The 12918-nt window shown below is 72.0% G+C and carries 11 protein-coding genes; 3 read left to right on the forward strand and 8 right to left on the reverse strand.

All coding sequences use genetic code 11. The features are described from left to right. The first annotated feature begins 3 nt into the window (after positions 1–3). Together FNH09_RS38805 and FNH09_RS38810 are read left to right on the forward strand one after the other, a co-directional pair. On the forward strand, positions 4–2490 hold the full coding sequence (locus FNH09_RS38805) for a mannosyltransferase YkcB-related protein (RefSeq protein WP_338017821.1): 2487 nt from the start codon (positions 4–6) through the stop codon (positions 2488–2490). Between the two features lie 218 nt (positions 2491–2708). Further along, on the forward strand, positions 2709–3512 hold the full coding sequence (locus tag FNH09_RS38810; RefSeq protein WP_152894575.1) for an endonuclease I family protein: 804 nt from the start codon (positions 2709–2711) through the stop codon (positions 3510–3512). Positions 3513–3593: 81 nt separating this feature from the next. Here the strand turns inward: FNH09_RS38810 and FNH09_RS38815 are convergent, their stop codons facing one another. The 8 genes from FNH09_RS38815 to FNH09_RS38850 all read right to left on the reverse strand — a co-directional run bounded on the left by FNH09_RS38815 (position 3594) and on the right by FNH09_RS38850 (position 12102). Continuing rightward, positions 3594–4250, reverse strand: coding sequence for a DinB family protein (locus FNH09_RS38815; RefSeq protein WP_152894576.1), 657 nt, complete (start codon positions 4248–4250; stop codon positions 3594–3596). A gap of 28 nt (positions 4251–4278) precedes the next feature. Continuing rightward, positions 4279–5061: an ABC transporter permease gene (locus FNH09_RS38820; RefSeq protein WP_152894577.1), complete on the reverse strand. Its 783-nt coding sequence runs from the start codon at positions 5059–5061 to the stop codon at positions 4279–4281. Beyond that, the gene (locus tag FNH09_RS38825; protein ID WP_152894578.1) at positions 5058–6137 is read right to left on the reverse strand and encodes an ATP-binding cassette domain-containing protein; all 1080 of its coding nucleotides are present in this window, start codon (positions 6135–6137) and stop codon (positions 5058–5060) included. Before FNH09_RS38825 ends, FNH09_RS38820 begins: the two co-directional genes overlap by 4 nt. A 97-nt stretch (positions 6138–6234) precedes the next feature. Further along, positions 6235–7092: a DUF4097 family beta strand repeat-containing protein gene (locus FNH09_RS38830; RefSeq protein WP_152894579.1), complete on the reverse strand. Its 858-nt coding sequence runs from the start codon at positions 7090–7092 to the stop codon at positions 6235–6237. 81 nt (positions 7093–7173) lie between these two features. After that, on the reverse strand, positions 7174–7713 hold the full coding sequence (locus FNH09_RS38835; RefSeq protein WP_152894580.1) for a hypothetical protein: 540 nt from the start codon (positions 7711–7713) through the stop codon (positions 7174–7176). Positions 7714–7928: 215 nt separating this feature from the next. Then, positions 7929–9614: a thiamine pyrophosphate-dependent enzyme gene (locus FNH09_RS38840; protein WP_162469748.1), complete on the reverse strand. Its 1686-nt coding sequence runs from the start codon at positions 9612–9614 to the stop codon at positions 7929–7931. Beyond that, complete coding sequence (speB, locus tag FNH09_RS38845) at positions 9611–10576, reverse strand: agmatinase (protein WP_152894581.1); 966 nt, start codon at positions 10574–10576, stop codon at positions 9611–9613. Before speB ends, FNH09_RS38840 begins: the two co-directional genes overlap by 4 nt. 53 nt (positions 10577–10629) lie before the next feature. Next, the gene (locus tag FNH09_RS38850) at positions 10630–12102 is read right to left on the reverse strand and encodes a sodium:solute symporter family protein (RefSeq protein ID WP_152894582.1); all 1473 of its coding nucleotides are present in this window, start codon (positions 12100–12102) and stop codon (positions 10630–10632) included. 186 nt (positions 12103–12288) lie between these two features. Here FNH09_RS38850 and FNH09_RS38855 point away from each other — a divergent pair. After that, a partial coding sequence (locus tag FNH09_RS38855) for a PucR family transcriptional regulator ligand-binding domain-containing protein (protein WP_202919848.1) occupies positions 12289–12918 on the forward strand: 630 nt, incomplete at its 3' end.

Raw genomic sequence — 12918 nt, forward strand, 5'->3', positions numbered from 1 at the left:
CCGGTGGCCCCGCTCGTCACTTCGCCCGCGGACCCGGCCGCCGGGCCGACGCCCGCCCCCGAGGGCGGCGAGCCGAAGCAGCCCTTCGTACGGAGACTGTGGCGCGGCCGTCCCGAGGACCCCCGCTGGGTGCGCCCCGCCTTCCTCGGCCTGCTGCTGACGACCGGGCTGCTCTACCTGTACAACCTGAGCGCCTCCGGCTACGCCAACTCCTTCTACTCCGCGGCCGTCCAGGCCGGCAGCAAGAGCTGGAAGGCGTTCTTCTTCGGCTCGCTGGACGCGGGCAACGCCATCACCGTCGACAAGCCCCCGGCCTCGCTGTGGCCGATGGAGCTGGCGGTGCGGATCTTCGGCCTGAACTCGTGGGCGATCCTCGTCCCCGAGGTGCTGATGGGCGTCGCCACCGTCGCCGTCGTGTACGCGTCCGTGCGCCGCCGGTTCGGCCCCGGGGCCGGACTGCTGGCGGGCGCCGTGCTCGCGCTCACCCCGGTCGCGGCGCTGATGTTCCGGTTCAACAACCCGGACGCCATGCTGGCGCTGCTGATGGCCGTCGCCTGTCACCTCGTCGTCCGCGCCCTGGAGGACGGCCGCACGAAGTGGCTGCTGTGGGCCGGCGCGGCGATCGGTCTCGCCTTCCTCGCCAAGACCCTCCAGGCCTTCCTGATCCTGCCGCCGCTGGCGATCGTGTACGCCGTCTGCGCGCCGGTGGCGCTGAGGAAGCGGCTCGGGCAGCTGGCCCTGGCGACCGGCGCGCTGATCGTCTCGGGCGGCTGGTGGGTGGCGATCGTCGAGCTGTGGCCGGCGTCCTCCCGCCCCTACATCGGCGGTTCGCAGAACAACAGCTTCCTGGAACTGACCTTCGGCTACAACGGCCTGGGCCGCCTCAGCGGCGACGAGACCGGCAGTGTCGGCGGCGGTGGTGGCGGTGGCGGCACCGGGCAGTGGGGCGAGACCGGCTGGGACCGGATGTTCAACTCCGAGATCGGCGGCCAGATCTCCTGGCTGCTGCCGGCCGCGCTGGTGCTGCTGGTCGCCGGCCTGGTGGCGACGCGCAGGTTCCCGCGGACGTCCGTGACCCGCGGGTCGTTCCTGGTCTGGGGCGGCTCGCTGCTGATGACCATGGTCGTCTTCAGCTACATGGCGGGCATCTTCCACCAGTACTACACGGTGGCCCTCGCCCCCTACCTCGCGGCCGTGATCGGCATGGGCGCGGGCCTGCTCTGGGAGCGGCGCGAGCGGACCTGGGTGTCGATCACCCTCGCGGCCTCGGTGGTGGCGGCCGCGGTGTGGGGCTATGTCCTGCTCAACCGCACCTCCGACTATCTGCCGTGGCTGAAGTGGCTGGTCCTGGTCGGTGGCCTGGTCGGCGCGCTCGGTCTGGTCTTCGTGGGCCGGGTGCCCCGGCGGGCGGCCCTCGCGGCGGCGGCCGTGAGCGTCGTGGCGGCGCTGGCGGGCCCGACGGCGTACACCCTCAGCACGCTCCAGGAGGGGCACACCGGTTCCATCGTCACCGCCGGTCCGGCCGGCGCGAGCATGATGGGCGGCGGTCCGGGCGGCGGCGGTGGCGGTGGCCGGGGCGGCTTCGGCGGCTTCCCTGGCGGCGGCAACGCGCAGGGCCAGCAGGGCAACGGCACCAACCAGAACGGCAACGGCTTCCCGGGCGGCGGCACCGGCGGCGGCATGCCGGGCCAGGGTCAGAGTCAGGGCCAAGGCCAGGGCCAGCGGAACGGCAACGGCTTCCCCGGCGGCGGGACGTTCGAGGGCGGCGGTATGGGCGGCGGCGGTGGCGTCGGCGGCCTGCTGAACGGCGCGAGCGTCTCCTCCGAGGCGAAGGCGCTGCTGGAGAAGAACGCCGGCTCGTACACCTGGGTGGCCGCGTCCGTCGGCTCCCAGAACGCCGCGAGCTACCAACTCGCCACCGGCGAGCCGGTGATGGCGATCGGCGGCTTCAACGGCACCGACCCGTCCCCGACGCTGGCGCAGTTCAAGAAGTACGTGGCGGACGGAAAGATCCACTACTTCATCTCGGGCGGCGGCATGGGCGGCGAGACCAGCAGCGAGCTGATCGCGTACCTGGAGAAGCACCAGGACGGCGCCAAGTGGCTGCTCGCGGTGTCCAATTCGCAGTCGGCCGGGCAGCTGATCCTGAGCACCCACAAGCCCGTCATCTCCATGTTCGGCTTCACCGGCAGCGACAACGGCATGACGGTCGCCAAGCTCGAGGAGCTGGTGAAGAAGGGCGAGCTGCACTACATCCAGATCGGCGGCGGGGGCATGGGCGGCGACATGGGCGGTGGCAACAGCGCCAGTTCGGCCGTCACCGCCTGGGTGCAGAAGCACGCGACCGCGGTGAAGGAGAGCGAGTACAGCAAGACGACGAGCACCGGGTCGAGCACGGAGTCCGGATCCGGATCCAGCTCCGACTCCGGTGCGCAGAACGGCCAGTCGTCCTCGACGCTCTACCGGCTCGACCCCTCGGACGTCGGCTGACCCCGCACCGCTCCACACCCCGACGGCCCCTGGATCCCGACGGATCCCAGGGGCCGTTTCGGCCATTCCTCGACCACGGCCATCAACTCGCGTAGACAAAAACCGACTTGCCCGTCCCCGCCATCGGATGGACATGCCAGATTCATTGCCACGTCTACATGTCCATGCCATTCTCCCGGTTGCCGCCTTCAATCAACACGCGTAGATCGGACCCCCACATGCTGGCGACACACCTGCACCGATGGAAGTCGGTGGCCCTCACCACCGCCGCCGTCCTGGTCGGACTGACCGCCCCCGCGCTCACCGCGTCCCCCGCCGCGGCGACCACGACCGCGTACGACTCGACGTACTACAAGAACGCGGTCGGAAAGACCGGCACCAGCCTGAAGTCCGCACTGCACACGATCATCAGCAGCCAGAGCAAGATCTCCTACTCCGCGGTCTGGGACGCGCTCAAGGTCACCGACCAGGACCCGAACAACACCAGCAACGTGCTCCTGCTGTACAGCGGTGTCTCGCGCAGCAAGTCCCTCAACGGCGGCGACGTCGGCGACTGGAACCGCGAGCACACCTGGGCCAAGTCGCACGGCGACTTCGGCGAGGTCACCGGCCCCGGCACCGACCTGCACCACCTGCGGGCCGCCGACGTCCAGGTCAACAGCATCCGCGGCAACCTGGACTTCGACAACGGCGGCAGCGCGGTCACCAACGGCGGCGGCAGCCTGGTCGACTCCGACTCCTTCCAGCCGCGCGACGCCGACAAGGGCGATGTGGCCCGCATGATCCTCTACATGGCCGTGCGCTACGAGGGTGACGACGGCTTCGCCGACCTGGAGCCCAACGAGAAGGTGAACAACGGGAGCAACCCGTACATGGGCAAGCTCTCGATCCTCAAGGCCTGGAACGAGGCGGACCCGCCGAGCGCCTTCGAGGAGCGGCGCAACCAGGTCATCTACGACACCTACCAGCACAACCGGAACCCGTTCATCGACCACCCGGAGTGGGTCGAGGCGATCTGGTAGTCCGCCCGCAGCACGCGTCGAGCCGGTCGCCCCGGGTGGGGCGGCCGGCTCGTCGGCGTACGGGACCCGGGAGTCGGGGGCTCAGGCGTCCGGCGTGGCGGGGGCGCCGTACCAGCGCCAACGCGTCAGGCGTGGGTGCCCCTCGATCTCTCCTCGGCCGGTGGCCCACAGCAGGGTGGCCCATCCGTCGGTGCCGGTCGGGGCGTGCGGGAAGAGGCGGGCCAGGACCCGGTCGCAGAGGTCCGCGTCCGGAGTCCACGCGACACCGAGTCCGGCGGCGACGTCGTGCAGATGCACCAGGGTCTCGACGACCCCCATGGCGGCGAAGCCCTCGGGGTCGGAGGCGCCGAAGACATGGTGCGCCCGGACGGTCGGCGCCGTCGTGCGCACCATGGCCGCCAGCAGGGCCCCGCTCGCCTCCAGCACCTGCACCAGTCCGGCCGGTCCCGCGGTGCGGTCCGCGAAGACGACGTTCGCCGGGCCGCCGGGCCTCCTGGGGCTCCACAGGAAGGGGACCTCACGGTCCGACGGCGGTCGCTCGGGGCCCAGTTGGGCGGCGTAGGCGAACAGGTCGTCGGCGAGGTGCTCGACCGTCTCCCAGCAACTCCACTCCAGCGAACCGGCCTTGGCGTCCCAGTCGGCCGCCTCCGCCGCTCGCAGGACATCGGCCGCCAGTCGGACGGCGGTGGTCAGGTCGTCGGCGGTGACGGGATCGGACGTGCGGTGCGCTTCGGGCATGACGGGACCGTATCAACGGACCCGCCGCTCAGCGCTTGGTGTTGCTGTTGAAGAGCGAGCGCGACCAGAGGTAGCCGACCAGGGTGATGCCGACGCACCAGGCGAGCGAGATCCAGCCGGCGTTGCCGATCGCGGAGCCGGAGAGCAGGCCGCGCAGGGTCTCGGTCATCGGCGTGAAGGGCTGGTACTCGGCGAACCAGCGCAGGCCCGGGGACATGGACTGGGCCGGCACGAACGCGGAGCCGAGGAACGGCAGGAACTGGACGAGCAGCGGCTTGTTGCTCGCGGACTCGACGGTCTTGGAGATCAGGCCGAGCGCCGTGGACAGCCAGGTCACCGCGAAGGCGATGGCCGTGAGGAGGCCGGCCGCGGCCAGCCACTCCAGCGGGGTGGCCCCGGAGCGGAAGCCGAGGGCGAGCGCGACGCCGACGACCAGCACGGCGCTCAGCATCGTCTGGACGACGCTGCCGACGACGTGGCCCGTCATGAACGACGAACGCGTGATGTTCATGGTGCGGAAGCGGTTGATGATGCCCTCGGTCATGTCGGAGCAGACCGCGATCGAGGTGGACATCGAGCCGGCGGCCACACCCATGACGATGATGCCGGGGGTCAGATAGTTCAGATACGCGTCCCGGCCGCCGCCCATGCCCGCGCCGATCGAGTCGCCGAAGGCGTACACGAACAGCAGCAGCATCAGGATGGGCGTCATGGCGGCGCCGAAGCCCACGGCCGGATAGCGGATCGCGTGCTTCAGGTTCCGCCGCAGCATCGTCATCGAGTCGTGCACGGCGTAGGTGAGCGTGCTCATCGCCTGGTCTCCTTCACGGGGAGCGCGGAGTCGGAGTCGGCGCCGGGTTCGGTGCCGGAGTCGGCACCGGGTGCGGTGCCCGTGCCGCCGTCGCCGGTCAGGGCGAGGAAGACGTCGTCGAGGTCGGGGGTGTGCACGGAGAGGTCGGCGGCGGCGACCCCGGCCGCGTCGAGCCGGTCGAGCAGGCCGCGCAGTGCGTCGAGGCCGCCGTCGCCCGCGACGCGCAGGGCGAGCTCCTCGTCGTCGCGGACCGCGCCGGGGAAGGCGGCGACGGCACGCTCGTACTCGTCGGGGCCGGTGAACCGCAGGCGTACATGGCTGCCGGGGATCTGCGCCTTGAGCTCGGCGGCGGTGCCCTCGGCGACGATCCGGCCGCCGTCGAGGACCGCGATCCGGTCCGCCAGCTGGTCGGCCTCCTCCAGGTACTGCGTGGTGAGGAAGACCGTGACGCCGCCCGCGACGAGCGAGCGCACCGTCTCCCACATGGTGCGGCGGCTGCGCGGGTCGAGACCGGTCGTCGGCTCGTCGAGGAAGATCACCTCCGGGTCGCCGACCAGGGTCATGGCCAGGTCGAGCCGGCGCCGCATACCGCCCGAGAAGGTGGCGGCGCGCTGGTGCGCGACGTCCGCGATGCCGAACCGCTCCAGCAGCGCCTTGGCCCGCTTGCGCCCCTCGCGCTTGCCGAGGCGCAGCAGGTCGGCCATGAGGAGCAGGTTCTCCTCGGCGGTGAGCAGGTCGTCGAGCGCGGCGAACTGCCCGGTGACGCCGATCGCGGCGCGCACGCCGTCCGGCGACGCGGCGACGTCGTGGCCCGCGACCTGGGCCCGGCCGCCGTCGGCGGCGACGAGCGTGGACAGGATCTGCACGGTGGTGGTCTTGCCGGCGCCGTTCGGCCCGAGCAGCGCGAACACCGTGCCGGCCGGGATCCGCAGGTCGATGCCGTCGAGGACGGTCTTGTCGCCGTACGACTTGCGCAGCCCGACGGCGGAGACGGCGGCGGGCGGCTGCCCGCCGTGCGACTGTCCGGGTCCGGGCTGCCCGGGTCCGGGCTGCCCGGGCACCGAGCGTTCAGGCATGGGCATGACAGAAAAAGGCATGGGGTCCTCCCCTTCGAAGGCGCGAGAAGCGGTGCGGGCGGTGCGGCGGCCCCGGCCGTACGGGGCCGAGGGCGGGTCAGGACCGGGCGCGGCGGATGTCGATGTTGCCGTAGCGGGTACGGGCCCTGACCTCGACCGTGTCCTCGGACTCGGTCGGGCCCTCGGACGCGGTGAGCGCGTTGTGCACCTGGCCGGAGCCCGAGCCGGCGTCGAGCCAGGCGGCCGTGCCCTCGCGGATGCCGATCTCGATGGCGCCGTAGGAGGTCTCCAGCTGGACGGTGCCGCGGGCGACATCGTCGAGGCGCAGGGTGCCGTGGGCGGTGGTGGCGGTGACCGAGCCCTCGGCGCGCCCGACGAGGATGTCGCCGTTGGCGCCGCTGGCCCGCAGATCGCCCTGGACCTCGCCGACCGTCGTGGTGCCGTGCGAGTTCTTCAGGACGGCCTGACCCTCGACGGTGCCGACGCGCAGGCTGCCGGAGCTGGTGGTGATCTCGGCCGGGCCGTGCACATGGCCCACGGTGATGCTGCCGTGGGACGCGGTCAGGTGCAGCGGCCCGGTGCTGTCGAGGCGGACGTCGCCCGACGAGGTCTTCACCCGGACCTCGCCGAGGCGGCCCTCGCCGTGCACCTGGGTCCAGGCGCCGGCCACCTCCACCCGCGAGTCCGTGGGCAGTTCGACCGTCACGTCGGCGACGCCGGAGGGTCCGACGGCCCAGCGCCCCTTGGGGGTCCTGACGGTCAGCAGGCCGTTCGCGTAGCGCACCTCGGTCTGCTCGGCGGCCCGTACGTCCCGGTCCTTCTTGGGGTCGCGCGGCTGCACGTCGACGAGCGTGTCGAGGCGGTCGCCGGCGATGAAGCGGATGGATCCGGCTTCCACCTGGGCGGTGACCGAGATCGGTTCGGGGGTGTGGAAAGGAGCGTCGAAAGAAGGCATGGCTGTCCCGTCCTCTTGAGTCCTCGTGGCGTCCCTGCAGGTGGGACGTGGTGTGGGTGGTTCGGGGCGGGCGGGGAGCGGCTAGCGCACCCAGCCCGTGAAGCTCTGTCCGACCGTGCGGGTGGTGCCGGTGGCACGGGTCTTCCCGGCCGTGGGCGACGCGGTGCCGCCGTCGACCGCGGCCGACACGGCCCGCACCAGCCACGCGTTGACGGACAGGCCCTCGCGGCCGGCGGCCTCCTCGGCGCGCGCCTTGAGATGCGCGGGCAGGCGCAGGTTGACGCGGGCGGTGCCGCCCTCGTCGGCGTCGGCGGGTGCCGGGGCCGGTGCGGTGAGCGGCTCGGCGGACCCGCTCCTGTCCTGGTACGGCTCGTCGCGCGGCGGTGGGGTCACCACGAAGTCGGGGTCCAGTCCGCGCAGCCGTACGTCGACCGAGCCGGGGGCGAGATCGCGGGTGATCTCGTCCATCGCGGCGGAGAGCACGTTGAGCATGGTCAGGCGGGTCGCCGACTCCAGGGGGGCGGTGAGCCGCTCGGCCAGCTCGCGAGCTTCTTCGCCGCCGGCCTCGGCGGCCACCGCGAGTTCACGGCGGAGGGAGTCGACATACGGCGTGAGGTCCATGACGCCATCATGGCACCACTATGGCGCCACCGGCAACCCCGCAAAAGAAAAGTGGGCGCACCTGAGTGCACCCACTTGCCCTGACCTGCTAAAACGTGCCGACGTCGAGAGGTGCCGGCGCGACACCACCGGGAGTCCCGATCCTGTTTGGCACCTCAGGTGGCACCATGTGGCACCACTGACGCCACCAGCGGCACCACCCGCTGTACGCCGCCTCAACCGAGGTGCGTCGGCGCGAACATCCGCAGCAGGGCCGGGAGGACGACCACCGACGGTCCCGGTGCCGCCAGCGCCTTCGTCAGGTCCGCCTCCAGCGCCTCGGGGCTGGTGCGGATGCCCGGGACGCCGAACGACTCGGCCAGCGCCACATAGTCCGGGCGGCTCAGCTCGGTCGCCGTGGCCTGCCCGAAGGTGTCGGTCATGTACTCGCGCAGGATGCCGTAGCCGCCGTCGTCGACGATCAGCCAGGTGACGTTCAGGTCGTACTGGCGGGCGGTGGCCAGCTCGGCGATCGAGTACAGGGCACCGCCGTCGCCGGAGACCGCGAGGACCGGGCGGGACGGATCGGCGGCGGCCGCGCCGAGCGCCGCCGGGAAGCCGTAGCCGAGGCCGCCCGCGCCCTGCGCGGAGTGCATGGCGTTGGGCGCCTTCGCGTCGAAGGCCGACCAGGCCCAGTAGGCGAGGATCGTCATGTCCCAGAAGGACGGGGAGTCGTCCGGCAGGGCCCGGCGGACCGAGCTCAGCACCTGCTGCTCCAGGGCGAGTTCCTGGGCGTCGATGCGCTCGGCGACCTTGGCCAGCAGGGTGCTCACCCGCTCCCGGGCGCTCGCGTCCGCCCGCTCCGGCACCGTCTCCAGCAGCGCCTGCAACGCCATGCGGGCGTCCGCGTGGATGCCGAGCGCGGGATGGTTGGACTCCAGCTTGCCGAGGTCCGCCTCGATCTGGATCACCCGGCCGCGGGGCGCGAACGTGTGGTAGTTGGAGGAGAGTTCACCCAGCCCCGAGCCCACCACCAGCAGGACGTCCGCGTCCTCCAGGAGGTCCGTGGTGTGCCGGTCCTCCAGCCAGGACTGGAGGGACAGCGGGTGGTTCCAGGGGAAGGCGCCCTTGCCGCCGAAGGTGGTGACCACGGGCGCGTTCAGCCTCTCGGCCAGCTGCCGCAGCTTTCCGGAGGCGTCCGCCCGGACCACTCCACCGCCCGCGATGATCGCGGGACGCTGTGCGCGGGCGAGCAGATCGGCCGCCACGGCGGTCAGTTCGGGGCGCGGAAGCAGTTCCTCGGGCGCCGCGTCGACGGCGGTGACCACCGGCAGGGAGGTCTCGGCCAGCAGCACGTCCTGCGGGATCTCCACCCACACCGGACCGTGCGGGGCGCTCAGCGCGGACTTCCAGGCCGCCGCGATCGCCGACGGGATCTGCGAGGCGGCCCGGACCGTGTGCACGGACTTGACGACGCCCCGGAACGAGGCCGCCTGGTCGGGCAGTTCGTGCAGATAGCCGTGGCGGCCGCCGCCGAGCCCCGCGGTGGGGATCTGGCTGCTGATCGCCAGGACCGGAGCGGAGGCCGAGGCCGCCTCCTGGAGCGCGGCGAGCGAGGTCAGCGCGCCGGGGCCGGTGGACAGCAGCAGGGGGGCCGCCTCACCGGTGACCCGGCCGTACGCGTCCGCCGCGAACCCGGCGTTGTTCTCCACCCGCAGGCCGATGTAGCGCAGGTCCGAGCGGCGCAGCGCGTCGAACATGCCGAGGGCGTGCTGGCCGGGCAGACCGAAGACGGTGGTCGCGCCGAGCCCGGCCAGCGTCTCCACGACCAGGTCTCCGCCGTTGCGGCCGGGGGGCGGGTTGAGCGCCGCCTCCGTCTGGGCGGGCGTCGGACGGAGTTCGAGGTCGTGGTCGTGGGTCACTTCGCTCGGGCCTCGGCAATCTGGCGGGACATGATCGTGGTCAGTTCGTAGGCGGTGTGGGACGCGGCCACCGAGGTGATCTCGGCGTGGTCGTAGGCGGGCGCCACCTCGACGACGTCCGCCGAGACGAGGTGGCAGGAGGCCAGGCCGCGCAGGATCTCCAGCAGCTCGCGGGAGGTCATGCCGCCGGCCTCGGGGGTGCCGGTGCCGGGGGCGTGCGCCGGGTCGAGGCAGTCGATGTCGATGGAGATGTACAGCGGGCGGTCGCCGATGCGCTGCCGGAGCTGGTCGGCGATCTCGTCGGCGCCGCGCCGGTAGACGTCCGCCGAGGTGACGATGCCGAAACCGAGCTTCTCGTCGTCGGTGAGGTCCTTCTTCCCGTACAGCGGGCCGCGGATCCCGACGTGGGAGAGCGCCTCGGTGTCGAGGATGCCCTCCTCGACGGCCCGCCGGAACGGGGTGCCGTGGGTGTACTCGGCGCCGAAGTAGGTGTCCCAGGTGTCCAGGTGGGCGTCGAAGTGGAGCAGCGCGACCGGGCCGTGCTTCTTGGCCACGGAGCGCAGCAGCGGCAGCGCGATGGTGTGGTCGCCGCCGAGGGTCATCAGCCGGGCACCGCCGGCGAGCAGGTCGTCGGCGGCCGCCTCGACGGTGTCCACGGCCTCGTTGATGTCGAAGGGGTTGACGGCGATGTCACCGGCGTCCGCCACCTGGGCGAGCGCGAAGGGAGAGGCGTCCTGCGCCGGGTTGTAGGGGCGCAGGAGCCTGCTCGCCTCGCGGATGGCGTTGCCGCCGAAACGGGCGCCGGGCCGGTAGGAGACGCCCGCGTCGAACGGCACGCCCACGACGGCGACATCGGCGGTGCCGACCTCGTCCAGGCGGGGCAGCCGGGCGAACGTCGCGGGGCCGGCGTACCGCGGTATGCGGGAGGAATCGACGGGCCCGCGGGGCGTCTCACTGCTCATTCAACTGCCTTCTTTCCTACGCGTCGCCGCGTATGGGCTGCTTGTTCCCGACTTTACTGGGAGACCGCGACCGGCTCGGGCGTGGCTTCGGCGGTCCGGCCGGCCAGCCGCTCGCGCCAGGCGGCGAGCACGGTCGCGTCGGTCGCCGGGGTGACCAGGGAGACGACCAGGTAGGCGGCCAGGGAGGCCAGCAGGCCGTAGTAGACGGGCTCGTTGGCGAGGATGCCGTAGGTCGCCATCAGGCCGATCACGGCGAGGCCGCCGACCACGACCGAGGCCAGGGCGCCCTGCACGGTGCCGCGCTTCCACAGCAGTCCGCCGAGGATGGGCACCAGCAGTCCGCCGACGAGCAGGTTGTACGCCACGGTCAGCGCCTCGACCACGTTGTTCAGGGCGATGGCGGTGCCGATGACGACGACCCCCATGATCAGGATGAACACGCGGTTGCCCTTGACCTCGTCGTGCGCGTCCCCGTCGTCCGCGGCCGCCCGGCCGAGACCGCCCCGCAGCCGTGCCCAGATGTCGTTGTTGGCGACGGTGGCGCAGGCGATGAGGGCGCCGGAGGACGTCGACATCACGGCGGCGAGCGCGGCGGCCAGCACCAGGCCGCGGACGCCGAGCGGCAGTTCGTGCTTGACGATGGTCGCGAAGGCGTCGTCCGGGCTGGCCAGGTCGGGGTAGAGGACCTTGGCGGCCGTGCCGATCACGGCGCCGGCGAGGGCGTAGGCCAGGCAGTAGGTACCGGCGACGGTGCCGCCCCACTTCGCCGTCCGGTCGTTGCGGGCGGTGAAGACGCGCTGCCAGATGTCCTGGCCGATCAGCATGCCGAAGGTATAGATCAGCACGTAGGTGAAGATGGTCTCGCCGCCGATGCCCAGCGGGTCGAAGTAGGTGGTGGGCAGCTTGGCCTTCATCTCGCCGAAGCCGCCGGCCCGGATCACCGCGATGGGCAGCAGCAGGAGCAGTACGCCGATCGTCTTCACCACGAACTGCACCATGTCGGTGAGCGTGATCGACCACATGCCGCCGAGCGTCGAGTACGCGACGACGATCGAGCCGCCGAGGACGATCGCGAGGGTCCGGTTCATGTCGAACAGGACATCGAAGATCGTGGCGTAGGCGATGGTCGAGGTGACGGCGAGCATGAGGGTGTACGCCCACATGACCAGCCCCGAGATGACGCCCGCCCGGCCGCCGTAGCGCAGGTCGAGCATCTCGGAGACGGTGTAGACCTTCAGGCGGGCGATACGGGCGGAGAAGAAGACGGACAGGGCCAGGAGCCCGAGGCCGATGGTGAAGACCATCCAGGCGCCGGAGAGTCCGTACTGGTAGCCCAGGCCCACACCGCCGATGGTGGACGCACCACCGAGCACGATCGCGGCCATGGTGCCGGAGTACATGGCCGGGCCCAGGCGGCGGCCCGCCACGAGGAAGTCGCTCTTGGACCTGGCGCGGCGCATGCCCCACCAGCCCATGGCCAGCATGCCGGCCAGATAGAGGACGATCACTGTGTAGTCGACGGCCATGTGAGGCCCTCCTTGGGACATGTCGGTGGCGTGTCGTGCAGTACGTGGGGGACGGTCGGCAGGGTGCGCGGGGACATACGCCCGTACCCGCGGCTACCGGCGGGACTGACACTAGGTGGCCGTAAAGCGACGGCGAAGTGTACGTTTCCTCCATCGATACCGGCCTGGATGGAGGAAACGCACACCATGCCGGACGCATCCGCACCAGCGGTACCGCCCACTCCGCCCGTCGCGCTGTCGGCGCTGCTGGCCCGCGAGGACCTGGCCCTGCGCCTGATCGCGGGGCCGTCCGACCCCGGCCTGGTGATCCACTGGGTGCACACCTCCGAGATGGCGGACCCGTACCCGTACCTGTTGGGCGGCGAGCTGTTGCTGTCCGCCGGGGTGCACATCCCGGAGGCGGCGGGCTCGGGCACCTACTTCGACGACTACGTCTCGCGGATCGTCGCGGCGGGCGGCGCGGCCCTCGGTTTCGGGCTGGCACCGGTGCACGACACGGTGCCGCGGGCGCTGGTCGCGGCCTGCGAGGCATACGGCCTGCCGCTCCTGGAGGTGCCCCCGCAGACCACGTTCTCGGGCGTGGCCCGCGCGGTCTGGCAACTGATGGCCCAGGCCCGGCTGGCCGAGCTCCGCCGAGTCACGGAAGCCCAGCAGAGTCTGGCCGCCGCCGCCTCCCGGGCGGACCCGGTCCCCTCGATCCTGCGCCGGCTGGCCCAGCGGGTGAGCGGCTGGGCGGTGCTGTACGGCCCGGACGGGACGGAACTCGCCACGGCGGGCCGCCTGCCCGCGACCGCGGCGGCCGGGGGTGGACCCGGG

Source organism: Streptomyces adustus (genome assembly GCF_009377175.1).
Lineage (GTDB): Bacteria > Actinomycetota > Actinomycetes > Streptomycetales > Streptomycetaceae > Streptomyces > Streptomyces adustus.